Origin of the sequence: Pseudomonas beijingensis (genome assembly GCF_030687295.1) — a bacterium.
GTDB lineage: Bacteria > Pseudomonadota > Gammaproteobacteria > Pseudomonadales > Pseudomonadaceae > Aquipseudomonas > Aquipseudomonas beijingensis.
Genome location: NZ_CP117425.1, coordinates 5,768,799 through 5,784,654, shown reverse-complemented (window position 1 = coordinate 5,784,654; position 15,856 = coordinate 5,768,799). Strand labels below are relative to the sequence as shown.

The following is a 15,856-nucleotide window of genomic DNA, read 5'->3' as shown; positions in this document are numbered from 1 at the left end:
GGGCGTCCTATTCAATCCATCGGTCGACTGACACCCCGCTATCGCGAGCAAGCTCGCTCCCACAGGCTCTCCTCGATCAGAAGTCCAGGCTGACCCCCAGGCTCACCCCTTGCTGGGTCATGTCATCATCCTTGCGCAACGTATAGCCGCCCCGCAGCGCCAGGTCCTTGGTCAACTTGTGGCTGACCCCCAGGCTCAGGCGGTTCAGGTGGCTCTGTGGCGTATAGCCTTCCAGCGTGAAGTCATTGGCCGGCAGGCTGTTGAGGGCGATGTTGACCTTTTGCGTGTCGTCTTCGTACTCGCGTTCGTGGGCATATTCGCCAAACACCTGGGTCTGCCGGGTGATGTTGTATTTGCCCTGCAAGCCAATGCCCAGGCGTTTCGAGTCGCGGGTCTGGTCATCGAAGGTCAGGGCCGTGGAGCGGTTGCTCTTTTCCGAGTAGCCATCGACTTCCACCTTCGCATAATCAGCGCTGACAAACGGCGAGAGATGCCATTCGCTGCCCGGCTGGGCGATGTCGTAGCCCAGCCGCGTGCTGAATGCCCAGAGATGGCCGTCCGTGTCGCCTTTCTCCTGCGCTTCGTTGACGCCCAGGTCGAACTTGCGCTCCAGGTTGTCATAATCCAGCTTGCCGCCGGTCAGCGCCGCATCGGCCCACCAGCGGTTTTGCTGGAACTGGGCGAAGGCGGTGGCCAGGTAGCTGTTGAGCTTGTACTGCGAATCGTTATGGCCTGCCTCCATGTCCTGGCGGTAGAGACCGGCGGCGACACCTACGCGCCAAGCCTCGTTGAGGCGATAGCTGCCGCCGACGTTGAGGCTGTAGCCGCTGCCGTCGGCGCTGGCGCCGCTGCCCTGGCTGTCCATGTCCAGATGCTGGCCGCCACCGGCGACGATGGCTCGCCACTGGCCGACCGCCTGCCAGTCCTCCCAGTCCGATTGCCACTGGCTGCGCAACTCATCCTGGTGAGCCCGCAGGGTCGAGTGGGCCATTTCCGGCAGCAGCGTCAGCTCCCAGGGCGCCGCGAGCAGGGAAAAGGCGTAGTCGGCGATCAGTTTTTGCCCGGTTTCGGTTGGATGGACCGCGTCGTTGTAGATCAGCTTGGTGGGATCAGGCGTGGCACTGTTGATGCCATAGGTGGCGTTTTCCGTGCAGCCGTTGCCGCTGAAGCAGGTCGCGGTGAGATTCTCGCCGGTGGCGAGGCCGAATCTTGCTGGATCGGCGAAGCTTTCCTTCAGCAAAAGAGGAATGTTCAGTGGAATGATTTCGGCGTCGATGCCTTGCAGGCGCGTGATCAGTTGTTGGTTGAACTGATTGCCCAATTGCGAAAAGGTGTCCTGCAAGGGGCCGCCGTTGAGGGCCGGGGTCAGGCCCAGGTCGGGCAACAGCCAGACCATCACATAGCGGGCACCGGCCGTTTGCAGTACCTGGACGCTGTCGGCCAGGCGGTCCGCGGCGGCGTTCGCCTGTGCGGTGTTCAATACCCGGCCTTGAAGGAAGTCGTTACCGCCACCGGAAAGGTAATACAGCGCATTCGGATCGGCGCGCAGGCCATTGGATTGCAGGTAGCCGGGACGGCTGCGCTCGCCGGTATCGGACACACCGGTAATCGATTCGAGGATCTGGTCGGTACGATAACCGCCCACCGCCCAGTTATTGCCGTCTGCCAGCCCTTCGTTGGCGCGGACCGCCGAAGTGGAGGCAGCGGTCTCGTCGGCGGAATAGCCCAGGCGCCCACCGAGCAGTTGGGTGGAGTTGGCCGAATAGGCTTCACCGCTGCCGTCCGCATAGATCGGACCGGTCCGGTTGGTATAGCGCGCGGTCGAGCCGGGCGGGCCGTTCGGGTCGGCGAGTTGGCCAGCGTCGTTGAGGCTGTCGCCGAACACGATGAATTTGGAGTACGGGTTGGGGGCGGCGCTCGCCTGGGCGCAGGCCATTGCCAGTAAGCAACCGGCAATCGGTACGAACAGCGTCTTCTTTATCATGGCAAAGTCCGTTTTTATCTTATTGTTGTTAGAAAACGAAACGACAGTACCAAAAACTTTCGGCGTTTTGCCATCTATCCGGAACGTCGCGATTGTTTCAAAGCCCTTCGAGAACGGTCATATTGCGTGCTCCGCCCAGCTAAGCTACTGTGCCGGAACGTATGAACGAGACTTCCCCTGTGTCGATTGTCAGCAAACTTCTGGATCAAATGATCAAGGCACACGCCCGTTGGCGTTGGCGCGCCTGAACAATCTCCGCCGGCCTCGCCGGACCTGTACCGATTTGCCTTCTTCACCCGCTGTAGAACCGCTTCGCCGGGGCATCAATCGCCTCGCCAAGCGCAGCAGCGTGCGGGTCACTCTCTGAAGGCTGTGTTTAAAGTCAGTGAATTCAATAGGTTGCTTACGCCATGTTGCTGATGATCGATAACTACGACTCTTTTACCTACAACGTTGTGCAATACCTTGGCGAGCTGGGCTCCGAGGTCAAGGTCGTGCGCAACGACGAACTGACCATCGCCGAAATCGAAGCCCTCAAGCCTGAGCGCATCGTGGTTTCCCCCGGCCCGTGCACGCCGACCGAAGCGGGCATTTCCATCGAGGCCATCAAATATTTCGCCGGCAAGCTGCCGATCCTGGGCGTCTGCCTGGGACATCAGTCGATCGGCCAGGCGTTCGGTGGTGATGTGGTACGCGCCCGACAAGTCATGCACGGTAAGACTAGCCCGGTATTCCACGAGGACAAGGGCGTGTTCGAGGGACTCAATCGTCCGCTTACCGTCACCCGCTACCACTCCTTGATCGTCAAGCGCGAAACGCTGCCTGACTGCCTGGAGCTGACGGCCTGGACCCAGCTTGAAGACGGCTCGGTGGATGAAATCATGGGGCTGCGCCACAAGACATTGAATATCGAGGGTGTGCAATTTCATCCCGAGTCTATTCTCACCGAGCAGGGCCACGAGCTGTTCGCCAACTTCCTCAAACAAACCGGCGGCACGCGCTAAGGACTTTTCATGGATATCAAGACAGCCCTGAGCCGTATCGTCGGCCATCTCGACCTGAGCACCGACGAGATGCGTGACGTGATGCGCGAAATCATGACCGGCCAATGCACGGATGCGCAGATCGGCGCGTTCATGATGGCCATGCGCATGAAGAGCGAGAGCATCGATGAAATCGTCGGCGCCGTTTCGGTGATGCGCGAACTGGCGGACAAGGTCGAACTCAAGACGCTGGACGGTGTGGTCGATGTGGTCGGCACCGGTGGTGACGGCGCCAATATCTTCAACGTTTCCACTGCCTCGTCGTTTGTGGTCGCGGCGGCCGGTTGCACCGTTGCCAAGCACGGCAACCGCGCAGTCTCGGGCAAGAGCGGCAGTGCCGACCTGCTGGAGGCGGCCGGCATCTACCTGAACCTGACGCCGATTCAAGTCGCGCGCTGTATCGACAATGTCGGCATTGGTTTCATGTTTGCCCAGACCCATCACAGTGCCATGAAACACGCTGCCGCGCCGCGCCGTGACCTGGGCCTGCGTACGCTGTTCAACATGCTCGGCCCGCTTACGAATCCGGCCGGTGTGAAGCATCAGGTGGTTGGGGTGTTCAGCCTGGCGTTGTGCCGGCCGTTGGCAGAAGTTCTGCAACGCCTGGGCAGCAAGCACGTGCTGGTGGTCCATTCTAAAGATGGCCTGGATGAATTCAGCCTGGCGGCGCCCACATTCGTGGCCGAACTAAAAAATGATCAGATCAGCGAGTATTGGGTCGAACCTGAAGACCTCGGCATGAAGAGCCAGAGCTTGCACGGCCTGGCGGTCGATGGCCCGGCCCAGTCGCTGGAGTTGATTCGCGATGCCTTGGGTCGCCGCAAGACCGAGAACGGCCAGAAAGCCGCTGAGATGATCGTGCTCAATGCCGGCGCTGCGTTATACGCCGCCGACCACGCCAGCAGCCTCAAGCAAGGCGTGGAACTGGCCCATGATGCACTGCACACTGGCCTGGCCAGGGAAAAACTCGAAGAGTTGGGTGCATTTACCGCCGTATTCAAAGTGGAGAACGAAGGATGAGCGTGCCAACGGTTCTGGAAAAAATTCTGGCTCGCAAGGCCCAGGAAGTGGCAGAGCGCAGTGCTCGCGTCAGTCTGGCCGAGCTGGAAAACCTGGCGCGTTCAGCGGATGCGCCGCGCGGTTTTGCCCAGGCTCTGATCGATCAGGCCAAGAAAAAACAGCCGGCGGTGATTGCCGAAATCAAGAAGGCCTCTCCCAGTAAGGGCGTGATCCGTGAGCACTTCGTTCCAGCCGACATCGCACGCAGCTACGAGAAAGGCGGTGCGACCTGCCTCTCGGTGCTGACTGACGTCGACTTTTTCCAAGGCGCCGACGACTACCTGAAGCAGGCGCGGGCGGCGTGCAAGTTGCCGGTGATCCGCAAGGATTTCATGATCGACCCGTATCAGATCGTCGAGGCTCGGGCGCTGGGCGCCGATTGCGTGCTGTTGATCGTTTCCGCCCTGGATGACGTGAAAATGGCCGAGTTGGCGGCCGTGGCCAAGAGTGTCGGGCTGGATGTCCTGGTGGAAGTCCACGATGGCGACGAGTTGGAGCGAGCCTTGAAAACCCTCGATACCAAACTGGTCGGCGTGAACAACCGCAACCTGCACACGTTCGAAGTCAGCCTGGAAACCACCCTGGACCTGTTGCCGCGCATTCCGCGCGATCGCCTGGTCATCACTGAAAGCGGCATCCTCAACCGGGCCGATGTCGAGCTGATGGAAGTCAGCGATGTGTACTCGTTCCTGGTGGGCGAGGCATTCATGCGAGCCGAGAACCCGGGTGCGGAATTGCAGCGACTGTTCTTTCCTGAACGAGGCCTGCCGGTGAGCGGCTCGACGCTGGACTGATCCATGTCGCCAGTGATTTCCCTCACCGTCGAAGCTGGCCTGCAAGCCGAACAGGACCTGTTGGCCAGCATCTGCGCGGGCGACGCCGAGTTCAGCCTGCTGTTCTGGCAACCCAATGATCGCGCGCTGGTCATGCCGCGGCGCTTGAGTCGCCTGCCAGGGTTCGAACACGCCTGTGAAGTATCGGCCTCCCACGGCTGGCCAGTCCTGCTGCGCGAAACCGGCGGTGAGCCGGTGCCGCAGTCGGCCGCCACCGTCAATATCGCCCTGGTCTACGCCCCACCACGCAGCGAAGGCGACCACGGCCGCATCGAAACCGGGTATCGCCGGTTGTGCGACCCCATCTGCCAGTTGTTGGATGAATTGGGCGGGGTGGCTTCGCTGGGAGAAGTGGAAGGGGCCTTTTGCGACGGGCGCTTCAACGTCAACCTCGACGGCCGGAAAATGGTCGGCACCGCTCAGCGCTGGCGCCAGAGCAAGGGTGGCCAACGTCCGGTGGGTCTGGTCCATGGTGCGCTGTTGCTGGAGAACGAGCGCGAGTCCATGGTCGCGGCGGTCAATCGCTTCAATGAAGCCTGTGGCCTGGAGCAGCGAGTGCGGGCCGAAAGCCACATTGCCTTGTACGAAAAATTCCCGGCGCCTCACGCGGTGGCGCGACTCGAGGCGCTGTACCGGGAACGGCTGACCCAGCTGCTGGGGGCTTAACGCGTTCCGAACACCACCATGGTCTTGCCTTTGACGCTGACCAGGTTGCGCTCTTCCAGGTCCTTGAGTACGCGACCGACCATTTCACGCGAGCAACCGACAATCCGGCCAATCTCCTGGCGGGTCACCTTGATCTGCATGCCGTCCGGGTGGGTCATGGCATCGGGCTGCTTGCACAATTCCAGCAGGCAACGTGCGACACGTCCGGTAACGTCGAAAAATGCCAAATCACCGACCTTGCGGGTGGTATTGCGCAGGCGCTGTGCGATTTGTCCGCTGAGGACGTAAAGAATGTCCGGGTCTTGCAGGGACAGTTCTCGGAATTTGGTGTAGCTGATTTCCGCAACTTCACATTCAATCTTGGTTCGCACCCAGGCACTGCGCTCCTGCTCCTTGCCCGCCTGTTCGAACAACCCCAACTCGCCGAAGAAATCTCCGGAGTTGAGGTAGGCGATGATCATTTCTCGACCGTCATCATCTTCTATCAGGATAGTGACCGAGCCCTTGATGATGAAAAACAGCGTGTCGGAACGTTCTCCTGCGCAAATGATGTTGTGTTTGGCTGGATAGCGGCGACGCTGACAATGCATCAAGAGTTTGTCGAGATTCTTGATCTTGAACGTGGGAGTAATGGCAACCATGGTTGTATCCCGAAAGACTGCGCGGTGTAGTGGTTTGATTTTTATGGAGGCGAATGGCTATCGATAAAAGCTGGCCATACGCCAGCGAGTTGGCGCCAGCTTAACAGAGGCGTCCTTAATAGATTCGAGAATTTACCTACAGACTGACAGGACGAGCTTCCTAAGACGGAGAGCAGTCAGGGCGAGGTGCTGTGCTAAGCTGGCGACCCTTTTTTAACAGTGGAGTCTTGGCGATGAAGGCACGCATCCAATGGGCTGGCGAAGCCATGTTCCTCGGTGAGTCAGGCAGTGGTCATGTGGTCGTCATGGACGGCCCGCCAGAAGCCGGTGGTCGGAACCTGGGTGTTCGGCCGATGGAAATGCTCCTGCTGGGCGTAGGCGGTTGCAGCAATTTCGACGTGGTCAGCATCCTCAAGAAATCCCGCCAGGCCGTCGAAAGCTGCGAAGTCTTCCTGGAAGCGGAGCGTGCCACCGAAGATCCAAAGGTATTTACCAAGATCCACATGCACTTTGTGGTGAAGGGGCGAGCCTTGAAGGAAGCCCAGGTCAAGCGGGCCATCGAACTGTCCGCCGAGAAATACTGCTCGGCTTCGATCATGCTCGGTGCCGCCGGAGTCGAAATCACCCACGATTATGAAATCATCGAATTGGGTTGAGTCGATCTCAATGGCGAAACCCGCAATTCGCCGCATTGAAATCCTGAGCTAAAGAAAAAAGGCGACTCCCACTGGAAGTCGCCTTTTCTATTTGCGTGGAATGAGGATGGCTATCCAACCACCGTCAAATCCTATAAGTGCTCTTGGTCATGACCTTGGCCAGCAGGCTCATGCCGAACTTCACCGGGGCCGGAAAACGGAAGCCGCCGGCATCAAGCGCACTCTCGGCATGGTGTTCTTCATCTACGCGCATCTGCTCGAGGATCGCCCGGGACTTTTCATCCTCGGCCGGCAGTTGCTCCAGGTGTTCATTCAAGTGCTTGCACACTTGATGCTCGGTCGCGGCAACGAAGCCGAGGCTGACTTTATCGCTGATCAGGCCGGCGACGGCGCCGATCCCGAATGACATTCCGTAGAACAGCGGGTTCAGGACGCTGGTGTGGCTGCCCAGCTGGCGAATGCGTTGTTCACACCAGACCAGGTGATCGATTTCTTCCTCGGCGGCGTGCTCCATTGCCTCACGCACCTGGGGCAGCTTTGCTGTCAGCGCCTGGCCCTGATACAGCGCCTGGGCACAGACTTCGCCGGTGTGGTTGATACGCATCAATCCGGCGACATGGCGGGTTTGCTCGTCACTCAGTTGCGCGTCCGGTTGCACGATAGCCGGTGATGGGCGGTACGGCTGGCCACTGAAGGGCAGCAGGGTGCGCATCGCGGTATCGGCTTGCAGCAACAGACGGTCAATCGGCGAGTAGTGACGTTGGGTAGTCATGCTTACCTCCGGGAAAAATCACAGCGGCCAGTTTTACCCAATCGGCCGCCGAAGATTTGCGTTGGGTCAGGGGTATCAGCCCGGTGGCCAGTTCATCTGGCGCTGACCCAGCACATGCATATGAATGTGATAGACCGTCTGCCCGCCCAGTTCATTGCAATTCATCACCACGCGAAAACCTTCTTCACAGCCCAATTCCAGCGCCAGGCGCTGGGCAGTGAAAAGAATGTGCCCGGCCAGGCCCTTGTCTTCTTCGGCGAGGTCATTGAGCGTGCGGATCGGTTTTTTCGGGATGACCAGAAAATGCACGGGTGCCTGCGGGGCGATGTCGTGGAAGGCCAGTACCTGGTCATCCTCGTAAATGATCTTTGCCGGGATTTCCCGGTTGATGATCTTGGTAAACAGAGTATCCACAGCTGCTTTCTCCGTTGGGTTTGTCGAGGTCCAATATCATGAAGGCTCCGGTTGAGGCGCCTGGTTGTTCAACGTGAAGGGATCAGCGCGGGCAATAAGCCTTGTTGATCACGCCGGCGATGGTCCGGACCAGCCATCGCGATCCCAATCGCGGCAGTGCGGCCAGCCAGCGATTGCGGCGTCCGGGAATGATGATGGCGCGGTTCTTGTCCAGTGCGCGCACGGCGTACAGGGCAACTTCCTCCGGGCTCATCAGCAACTTGCTGTCGATGAGTTTCTGTTCGTCCATTTGTGCCTTGGAGAAAAAGCCGGTCCGGGTCGGACCAGGGCAAAGCACCGAGACCTTGATCGCGCATTTCTTCAATTCAACTCGCAAGGCTTCGGAGAAGTGCAGTACATAGGCCTTGCTGGCGTAGTAAGTACTCATCCAGGGACCAGGCTGGAATGCTGCGATCGAGGCAACGTTGAGGATCTGGCCGCCGCCGAGCAGCGCCATGCTATTACCGATGGCGTGACAAAGCCGTGTCAGGGCGAGGATGTTGACTTCGATCAGGTCCTGCTCGGTCATCCAGTCCTGGCCCAGGAACGGCCCGCTGGTGCCGATGCCAGCACAATTGACCAGCAGATCGATCTGCCGCTCGCCTTCCTCCAGTTCCAGCAGGAAGCCGGAAAGCCTCAGCGGTTCGCCCAGGTCACAAGCCCGGAACAATACCTCCACGCCAAACCGCTGAGTCAGTTCGATTGCAATACTTTCCAGCCGATCACGCTGTCGAGCCACCAGTATCAGGTTACGGCCGCGCCGGGCCAGCGCTTCGGCCATGGCCAGGCCGATACCGCTGGAAGCGCCAGTGATCAGTGCGTAACGGGTCATGCAGTTCTCCATCGCAACAGCCCGCCGCCAAATGACTGGGCTGTCACCGGCATGAAGCGCGCTTATTGTTCCTCTTCTGCTTCATAGTCTACAGAAGGCGGAGCGGGCTCGGCTGCCTCAGCGGCGGGCTCTTCAGCGGTTTCGTTGCTGGACTCGCTGCTTTCGTAGCTGCTCAGGCTGCTGCTGTCGTAGTCTTCCTGAAGGGCTCCGAAGATGCCTGCAAACGTGGCCACGAAAATCAAGACGATCATTACCAGCCAGAGCGAGGCCAACAACTTGACCGCCGTGGTATTGCGCGGTGGTGGCGGGCCATACTGGTTTGCGCCGGTATTGCCTGGAGCGATGATGAGGATGAACGGGAAGATGCTGCCCACGAAGGGAACCAGGTTAATCAGCCACAACCACCCCGACCAGCCGAGATCATGCAGGCGCTGGACGTTGAACTGGATACTCACGAAGGCAAAGGCAAGCACGACGACGGCGGCGAGCAGGCCGCCGACGATGAGTCCCGCGATCGAGTCGGAGGCCAGCAACCAGGCCGTGGCTAGCCAGAAGCCCACGCCGACCAAAGGCAGTATGGCCAGGGTCAATACCATGGTCCAGGCGAGGTAGCGCAGACGCCCGATACGTCCGTCGAAGCTGAAGGGTTTGAGCGTGCTGTACTCGGCAAGCGCTTCACCGACTTCGGCGCGGGGAGGCGCGTAGGGCGAGGCTGGCTCGACGATCGAATCGGGATGGCGTCCGCTCGGTTGCCGTGGCGCGTCCTGTACTTCGCCAAGGCTCAGTTGGACGACGGGTTCGGCTTCGATCCTGGCATCGATTCCGCTCTTGTTGAGGGCTTCCAGGTACTGCTGCGCCTCGTTCTGGGACAGGTTGCTTTTAAGGGACACCTTGCGACCGGTGAACAGTCGTTCAATGGCGGCGACGTCGCTCTTGAACAGCTCGGCGAGGTTGAGTTTGGCGGTGGTGGTATCGACGCCCGGCATCAGGCCGCCGTCGAATACGATGTTGAAACGGGTTTCGCTCATGCCCGGCATCCTTGTCTCTGAAAGTTAGGTAGTTGTTTGTTCGGGCTGGTTCAGCGGGGCCATTGCCCGCCAAGCTGCGCCGCCCGGGCTTGTGCCTGACGGTATTCTTCATCCAGGCGCGCCACCAACTGATCGACGCTGGGCAAATCATCGATTTCACCCACACCCTGGCCTGCGGACCATACGGTTTTCCAGGCCTTGGCTTCGTCGTTCAGCGGTTTGAGTTTCGAGCCAAAATCCACCTCGCCTTTGTTCTGCAGGGCGGCGAGATCGAAACCGGCGTTCTCCAGGCTCTGGCGCATGAAACTCGCCGGCACCCCGGATACCGCAGGAGTATGCACGATGTCTGCGGCTCTGGATGTGAGCAACATCTCTTTATAAGCGTCAGGTGCGTGGCTTTCGCTTGTACCGATAAAACGCGTCCCGAAGTAGGCCAGATCCGCGCCGAGCAATTGTGCGGCCAGAATCTGATGGCCGTGGTTCAGGCATCCCGCAAGTAGCACGGTCTTATCGAAAAACTGCCGGATCTCGGCAATCAGGGAAAACGGGCTCCAGGTCCCGGCGTGTCCGCCTGCGCCGGCGGCTACGGCGATCAGGCCATCGACACCGGCTTCGGCGGCTTTCTCGGCATGCCGTCGGGTCGTCACGTCATGGAACACCAGGCCGCCGTAACCGTGCACCGCGTCCACCAGCTCTTTCACCGCACCCAGGCTGGTGATGACAATCGGCACCTTGTGTTCGATGCAGATGGCCAGGTCGGCCTGAAGTCGCGGATTGCTGTGATGAACAATCAGGTTTACCGCGTAGGGCGCCGGATTTTCCAGGGTCGCCAGGCCTGCTTCGATTTCTTCCAGCCAGGCCTTGAAGCCGCTGCTTTCGCGCTGGTTCAACGCCGGAAAGCTGCCGACAATGCCATTGCGGCAGCAGGCCAGCACCAGTTGTGGATTGGAAATCAGGAACATGGGCGCCGCCACGACGGGCAGGCGCAAGCGCTGTTCAAGCAGAGCGGGCAACGACATTGGAAGTACCCCGGATAATGGATGCTGATTGGAGATTAGAACGGTCGGACTACGACCAGAATTACGATAGCCAGCAATATCAGAACCGGCACTTCATTGAACCAGCGATAAAAGACATGGCTGCGGGTGTTTTCGCCACGGGCGAAGCGCTTCACCTGGGCACCGCACATGTGGTGGTAACCGATCAGCAGCACGACCAGGGTCAACTTGGCGTGCATCCAGCCTCCCTGGGTGAAGTAGGCGCCGGCGTTGAGGCTGAGCAGCCAGATGCCGAATACCAGGGTGGCAATCATCGCCGGGCCCATGATGCCGCGGTACAGCTTGCGCTCCATGACGCTGAAACGTTCTTTGCTGACGTTGTCTTCGCTTTGGGCGTGATAGACAAACAGGCGAGGCAGGTAAAACAGGCCGGCGAACCAGCAGACCATGCTGACAATGTGAAGTGCTTTGAGCCACAGATAGAGCATTTTAGTTATTCCCAGGTTCACGGTAGCTCCGATAGTAGAGGTTAGAGCGGCCACACGTCACCTTGACGGTTGTCGCCGCGCCCTGCGGCCCCTATCATCGACGGCTTTCCAGTGGGTTCGTTGAGGGCAGGTTTATGGTCAAGGTCGGTATCGTCGGCGGCACGGGTTACACCGGTGTCGAACTGCTGCGTCTGCTGGCACAGCATCCGCAGGCTGAGGTGGTGGTCATCACCTCCCGATCCGAGGCCGGCCTGGCCGTCGCCGACATGTATCCGAACCTGCGAGGCCACTACGACGGCTTGGCGTTCAGCGTTCCGGACGTCAAGACCCTCGGCGCCTGCGATGTGGTGTTCTTCGCCACGCCCCATGGTGTCGCCCACGCCCTGGCCGGTGAACTGCTGGCCGCCGGGACCAAGGTTATCGACCTGTCGGCGGACTTCCGCCTGCAGGACGCCGATGAGTGGGCCAAATGGTATGGCCAGCCCCACGGTGCGCCTGAACTGCTCGAGGAGGCGGTCTACGGCTTGCCGGAAGTCAATCGCGAGAAAATCAAGCAGGCACGACTGATCGCCGTGCCGGGTTGCTATCCGACGGCGACGCAGTTGGGGTTCTTGCCGCTGCTTGAAGCCGGTCTTGCAGATGCTTCGCGCCTGATTGCCGACTGCAAATCCGGCGTCAGCGGTGCCGGGCGTGGCGCCAGTGTCGGCTCGCTGTATTCCGAGACGTCGGAAAGCATGAAGGCGTACGCGGTCAAAGGGCATCGCCACCTGCCGGAAATTCGCCAGGGGTTGCGCCGGGCTGCGGGCAAGGACGTTGGCCTGACCTTCGTGCCGCACCTGACCCCGATGATTCGCGGGATCCATTCCACCCTGTATGCAACCGTCGTCGATCGTTCGGTGGACCTGCAGGCATTGTTTGAAAAGCGTTACGCCAACGAACCGTTCGTCGACGTAATGCCCGCTGGCAGCCATCCGGAAACCCGTAGTGTGCGCGGTGCGAACGTTTGCCGGATCGCCGTGCATCGTCCGCAGGACGGTGATCTGGTAGTGGTATTGTCGGTCATCGATAACCTGGTCAAGGGCGCGTCCGGCCAGGCCGTGCAGAACCTGAACATCCTGTTCGGGCTGGATGAGCACCTGGGGCTGTCCCATGCGGGGATGTTGCCTTAAAGCAGTTTGCCGCTGCTCTGCAAATAGTTGACCGATTTTCTAGGAGAAGCGGATAATGCCCGCCATCACGCATTATGGCGGCGTAAGCGCCGGGAGATATTCAGCATGAGCGTCGAAACCTTCACCCCCACGGCTTTGCAATTCACCCACGGTGCTGCGCACAAGGTGAAGAGCCTGGTCGATGAAGAGGGCAATGATCGTTTGAAGCTGCGCGTATTTGTGACGGGCGGCGGTTGTTCCGGTTTCCAGTACGGCTTCACTTTCGATGAGGAAGTGGCCGACGATGACACCATCGTCGAGCGCGAAGGGGTCAGCCTGGTGGTCGATCCGATGAGCTTCCAGTACCTGGCAGGTGCCGAGGTGGATTATCAGGAAGGTCTGGAAGGGTCGCGTTTTGTGATCAAGAACCCCAACGCCACCACGACCTGTGGGTGCGGTTCTTCGTTCTCGATCTGAGTGCTTCAATAAAAATGCCGCAGAGCCTTATGGCCCTGCGGCATTTTTTTGTCCGCAACTTTGATCTCAGGCTGGATAGATGGCGCCGAGTATGCGCAGGCCACGGGCGCCCGTGACACTTGGACGATTGCCTGGAATGCCTTCAAGGCAGCAATGGGCGAGCCAGGCGAAAGCCATGGCTTCGACCCAATCCGGGTCCACGCCATACACCGTCGTACTGCTGACTTTGGTATCCGGCAGTAACTCAGCCAGGCGTTTCATGAGCGTCTGGTTGTGTGCACCGCCGCCGCAGACCAGCAACTCCTGGGTATTCGACTGGGCATGCTGCAGTGATTCGACGATGGTCAGGGCGGTCAGTTCGAGCAACGTCGCCTGCACGTCCTCCGGGGCGAAGGCTGGCAACTGCGACAAGTGCTGGCTCAGCCAAGGCAGGTTGAATACCTCGCGGCCGGTACTTTTCGGACCTTTGGTGACGAAGAAGGGGTCGCTGAGCAGCGTCTTTAGCAGAACTGGTTCGACTTTTCCGCTGGCGGCCCATTGGCCGTCGCGATCGAAATGCTCGCCTCGTTGTTGATGGATCCAGGCATCGAGCAATACGTTGCCTGGGCCACAGTCGAAACCGGCTACAGGTTTTGCGGGTTCTATCAGACTGAGATTGCTGAAGCCGCCGACATTCAGCACGGCACGATGACCGGCTCGTTCTTCGAACAGTGCTTCGTGAAACGCCGGTACCAGTGGAGCGCCTTGTCCGCCAGCGGCGACATCGCGGCTGCGGAAATCGCTGACGACGGCGATGCCGGTCAATTCGCTCAACAGGGCCGGATTGCCGATTTGCACGGTAAACCCACGGGCCGGTTCATGGCGAATGGTCTGGCCGTGGCTGCCAATCGCCGTGATGTTTTCAGGCTTGAGTCTTTGTTCGTTGAGTAGGGTATGGATACCCTCTGCGGCCAGCTTTACCCAGCTTTGCTGGGCAATGGCGGAGCGGGCGATCTCATCGGGCCCACTGCTGCACAATCCGAGCAATTCGGCGCGCAGAACGGCGGGCATGGGGATGTAGTGCGTGGCGATCAATTTGATCGCCGGGACCAGTTCAATCAGTGCGATATCCAAGCCATCCAGGCTGGTCCCGGACATCACACCGATATAGAGCGCCATGGCTTAGCGCTTGCTCGAGGCCAGCATGGTGGCTTTCTCTTGATCCATGCGGGCCATCAAGGGCTGGCTTTGAGCCAGGAAGCGCGCGCGCTCGCCCTTGGCGATCGGATCGGCCATCGGCAATTTCTGGCCAAGCGGATCGACGTGGACGCCGTTGACCTGGAACTCATAATGCAAGTGCGGGCCGGTGGACAGGCCGGTGGTACCGATGTATCCGATCACCTGGCCTTGCTTGACGGTGCCACCAGTCTTCACGCCCTTGGCGAAGCCCTGCATGTGGCCGTATAGCGTGCGGTAGGTATTGCCGTGCTGGATGATCACGGTATTGCCATAGCCACCGCGGCGTCCTGCCAGCAACACCTTGCCGTCGCCCGCAGCCTTGATTGGTGTACCGCGAGGGGCGGCGTAGTCGACGCCTTTATGCGCGCGAATCTTGTTCAGAATCGGATGCTTTCGGCCGGCGGAGAACTTCGAACTGATGCGAGCGAAATCAACCGGTGTACGGATGAAGGCCTTGCGCATGCTGTTGCCGTCGGCGGTGTAGTAGCTGCTGTTGCCCTGCTTGTTGGTGTAGCGCACCGCGGTGTACGTCTTGCCGCGGTTGGTGAAGCGCGCGGAGAGAATCGGGCCGTTACCGACGCTCTTTCCATTGACCACTTTTTGCTCATAGATGATGTCGAACTCGTCGCCCTGGCGAATGTCCTGGGCGAAGTCGATGTCGTAGCCGAAGACGCTGGCCATGTCCATGGTCAGGCTATGGGAAAGGCCGGCACGAGCGGCCGACTGGGACAATGAACTGTTGATGACGCCATGAACGTAGGCCGAGCGAACGGTAGGCTTGGCGGTGACGCGGTTGAATACATAACCCTTGTCATTTTTGGTCAGGGTGATGCTTTCCAGGTCGCTCAGCTTGGTGTGCAGATTGGTCAGCTGTCCATCTGGATTGAGTTCGAATTCGAGTTTCTGGCCACGTTGCAGTTGAGCGAATTGCTTGGCTTGCTTGTCGCTGGCCAGGATTTCGTGGACCGATGTCGAGGGCAGGCCAACCTTTTCGAAGAGGGTGGAAAGCGTATCGCCCTTGGCAACAATCACTTCGCGATGGTCCGGTCCTTTCTTTTCTTCCGCGACAGGCGCTTCTACCTGGGCGGTAGCCTTTGCAGTGTCTTGCGGGCTGTTTTCAATCTGTGCAAAAGGAGAGGCGGCCGGTTCGTTTGTGGCTTGAACGGCTTCGGCGGCGTCTTGTCCTTGTGTCAGTTGTTCAGCAGGACTTTCCAGTTCAAGGCTCAGAGTCGTTTTTTTGGCTTCAACATCGCTGGAGGGAAACACCAGCAGCGCCAGGCTTAGGAGGGCTGCGATGCCACTTGCGGCAAGCAGGTGGGTCTTTGGGTAAAGCGGCGGCGCTTTAGACGGTTCTGGGGTCATAAGTAATTTTGACTTTTGAAAAGATGAATTGGAAAAGATGAATGACATGATGAAGATGAAATAACTGTATAAAATATAACCAAAACCCCTGCGAAGCAAGCCCACGAACGCTCTGTTCTGTGGATTGGCGTCCGTGCGCCGGGCATGCCTTGTATTTGGTGTGCGATCTTGTATGGTTGGGGCCCTTTGAATCTGAGC

General features: G+C 59.4%; 17 protein-coding genes. 7 read left to right on the top strand and 10 right to left on the bottom strand.

Annotated features, from left to right (window positions below):
• Positions 1 to 76: 76 nt before the first annotated feature.
• The gene (estP, locus tag PSH84_RS25775) at positions 77 to 1,984 is read right to left on the bottom strand and encodes an esterase EstP (protein WP_305468666.1); all 1,908 of its coding nucleotides are present in this window, start codon (positions 1,982 to 1,984) and stop codon (positions 77 to 79) included.
• A 410-nt stretch (positions 1,985 to 2,394) separates the two neighbouring features.
• On the opposite strand from estP, the gene PSH84_RS25770 reads away from it, so the two are divergent.
• The 4 genes from PSH84_RS25770 to PSH84_RS25755 are packed head-to-tail and all read left to right on the top strand — an operon-like array spanning position 2,395 to position 5,585.
• On the top strand, positions 2,395 to 2,988 hold the full coding sequence (locus PSH84_RS25770) for an aminodeoxychorismate/anthranilate synthase component II (RefSeq protein ID WP_018928869.1): 594 nt from the start codon (positions 2,395 to 2,397) through the stop codon (positions 2,986 to 2,988).
• Positions 2,989 to 2,997: 9 nt separating this feature from the next.
• A complete protein-coding gene (gene trpD, locus PSH84_RS25765; RefSeq protein ID WP_122566702.1) occupies positions 2,998 to 4,047 on the top strand; it encodes an anthranilate phosphoribosyltransferase in 1,050 nt (349 codons plus the stop codon).
• Entirely contained in the window at positions 4,044 to 4,880 is an 837-nt protein-coding gene (gene trpC / locus PSH84_RS25760) for an indole-3-glycerol phosphate synthase TrpC (RefSeq protein WP_122566703.1), read from the top strand. Before trpD ends, trpC begins: the two co-directional genes overlap by 4 nt.
• Positions 4,881 to 4,883: 3 nt before the next feature.
• Entirely contained in the window at positions 4,884 to 5,585 is a 702-nt protein-coding gene (locus PSH84_RS25755) for a lipoate--protein ligase family protein (RefSeq protein WP_122566704.1), read from the top strand.
• Here the strand turns inward: PSH84_RS25755 and crp are convergent.
• The gene (crp, locus tag PSH84_RS25750; RefSeq protein ID WP_122566705.1) at positions 5,582 to 6,226 is read right to left on the bottom strand and encodes a cAMP-activated global transcriptional regulator CRP; all 645 of its coding nucleotides are present in this window, start codon (positions 6,224 to 6,226) and stop codon (positions 5,582 to 5,584) included. The genes PSH84_RS25755 and crp overlap by 4 nt on opposite strands.
• Positions 6,227 to 6,459: 233 nt before the next feature.
• Between crp and PSH84_RS25745 the strand changes: the two genes are divergently transcribed.
• Positions 6,460 to 6,882, top strand: coding sequence for an OsmC family protein (locus tag PSH84_RS25745; protein ID WP_305468665.1), 423 nt, complete (start codon positions 6,460 to 6,462; stop codon positions 6,880 to 6,882).
• 124 nt (positions 6,883 to 7,006) lie between these two features.
• Here the strand turns inward: PSH84_RS25745 and coq7 are convergent, their stop codons facing one another.
• From coq7 to hemJ, 6 genes are all read right to left on the bottom strand, one after another.
• The gene (gene coq7 / locus PSH84_RS25740; RefSeq protein WP_060740380.1) at positions 7,007 to 7,654 is read right to left on the bottom strand and encodes a 2-polyprenyl-3-methyl-6-methoxy-1,4-benzoquinone monooxygenase; all 648 of its coding nucleotides are present in this window, start codon (positions 7,652 to 7,654) and stop codon (positions 7,007 to 7,009) included.
• 75 nt (positions 7,655 to 7,729) lie between these two features.
• Positions 7,730 to 8,068 (bottom strand): histidine triad nucleotide-binding protein, encoded by a 339-nt coding sequence (locus PSH84_RS25735; RefSeq protein WP_003206124.1) that lies wholly within the window; start codon positions 8,066 to 8,068, stop codon positions 7,730 to 7,732.
• An 82-nt stretch (positions 8,069 to 8,150) separates the two neighbouring features.
• Entirely contained in the window at positions 8,151 to 8,939 is a 789-nt protein-coding gene (locus tag PSH84_RS25730) for an SDR family NAD(P)-dependent oxidoreductase (RefSeq protein WP_122566706.1), read from the bottom strand.
• A 62-nt stretch (positions 8,940 to 9,001) separates the two neighbouring features.
• Positions 9,002 to 9,967 (bottom strand): DUF805 domain-containing protein, encoded by a 966-nt coding sequence (locus PSH84_RS25725; protein WP_122566707.1) that lies wholly within the window; start codon positions 9,965 to 9,967, stop codon positions 9,002 to 9,004.
• A 50-nt stretch (positions 9,968 to 10,017) separates the two neighbouring features.
• Entirely contained in the window at positions 10,018 to 10,986 is a 969-nt protein-coding gene (locus PSH84_RS25720) for an NAD(P)H-dependent flavin oxidoreductase (protein ID WP_305468664.1), read from the bottom strand.
• A gap of 35 nt (positions 10,987 to 11,021) precedes the next feature.
• Complete coding sequence (hemJ, locus tag PSH84_RS25715; protein WP_122566709.1) at positions 11,022 to 11,453, bottom strand: protoporphyrinogen oxidase HemJ; 432 nt, start codon at positions 11,451 to 11,453, stop codon at positions 11,022 to 11,024.
• A gap of 134 nt (positions 11,454 to 11,587) precedes the next feature.
• Here hemJ and argC point away from each other — a divergent pair, with 134 nt between their 5' ends.
• The gene (gene argC / locus PSH84_RS25710) at positions 11,588 to 12,622 is read left to right on the top strand and encodes an N-acetyl-gamma-glutamyl-phosphate reductase (protein WP_305468663.1); all 1,035 of its coding nucleotides are present in this window, start codon (positions 11,588 to 11,590) and stop codon (positions 12,620 to 12,622) included.
• Positions 12,623 to 12,727: 105 nt separating this feature from the next.
• The gene (gene erpA / locus PSH84_RS25705; RefSeq protein ID WP_003206114.1) at positions 12,728 to 13,078 is read left to right on the top strand and encodes an iron-sulfur cluster insertion protein ErpA; all 351 of its coding nucleotides are present in this window, start codon (positions 12,728 to 12,730) and stop codon (positions 13,076 to 13,078) included.
• 66 nt (positions 13,079 to 13,144) lie between these two features.
• Here erpA and PSH84_RS25700 read toward each other — a convergent pair whose 3' ends face one another.
• Entirely contained in the window at positions 13,145 to 14,236 is a 1,092-nt protein-coding gene (locus PSH84_RS25700; RefSeq protein ID WP_122566711.1) for an anhydro-N-acetylmuramic acid kinase, read from the bottom strand.
• Between the two features lie 3 nt (positions 14,237 to 14,239).
• On the bottom strand, positions 14,240 to 15,658 hold the full coding sequence (locus PSH84_RS25695) for a peptidoglycan DD-metalloendopeptidase family protein (protein WP_305483198.1): 1,419 nt from the start codon (positions 15,656 to 15,658) through the stop codon (positions 14,240 to 14,242).
• Positions 15,659 to 15,856: the final 198 nt, after the last annotated feature.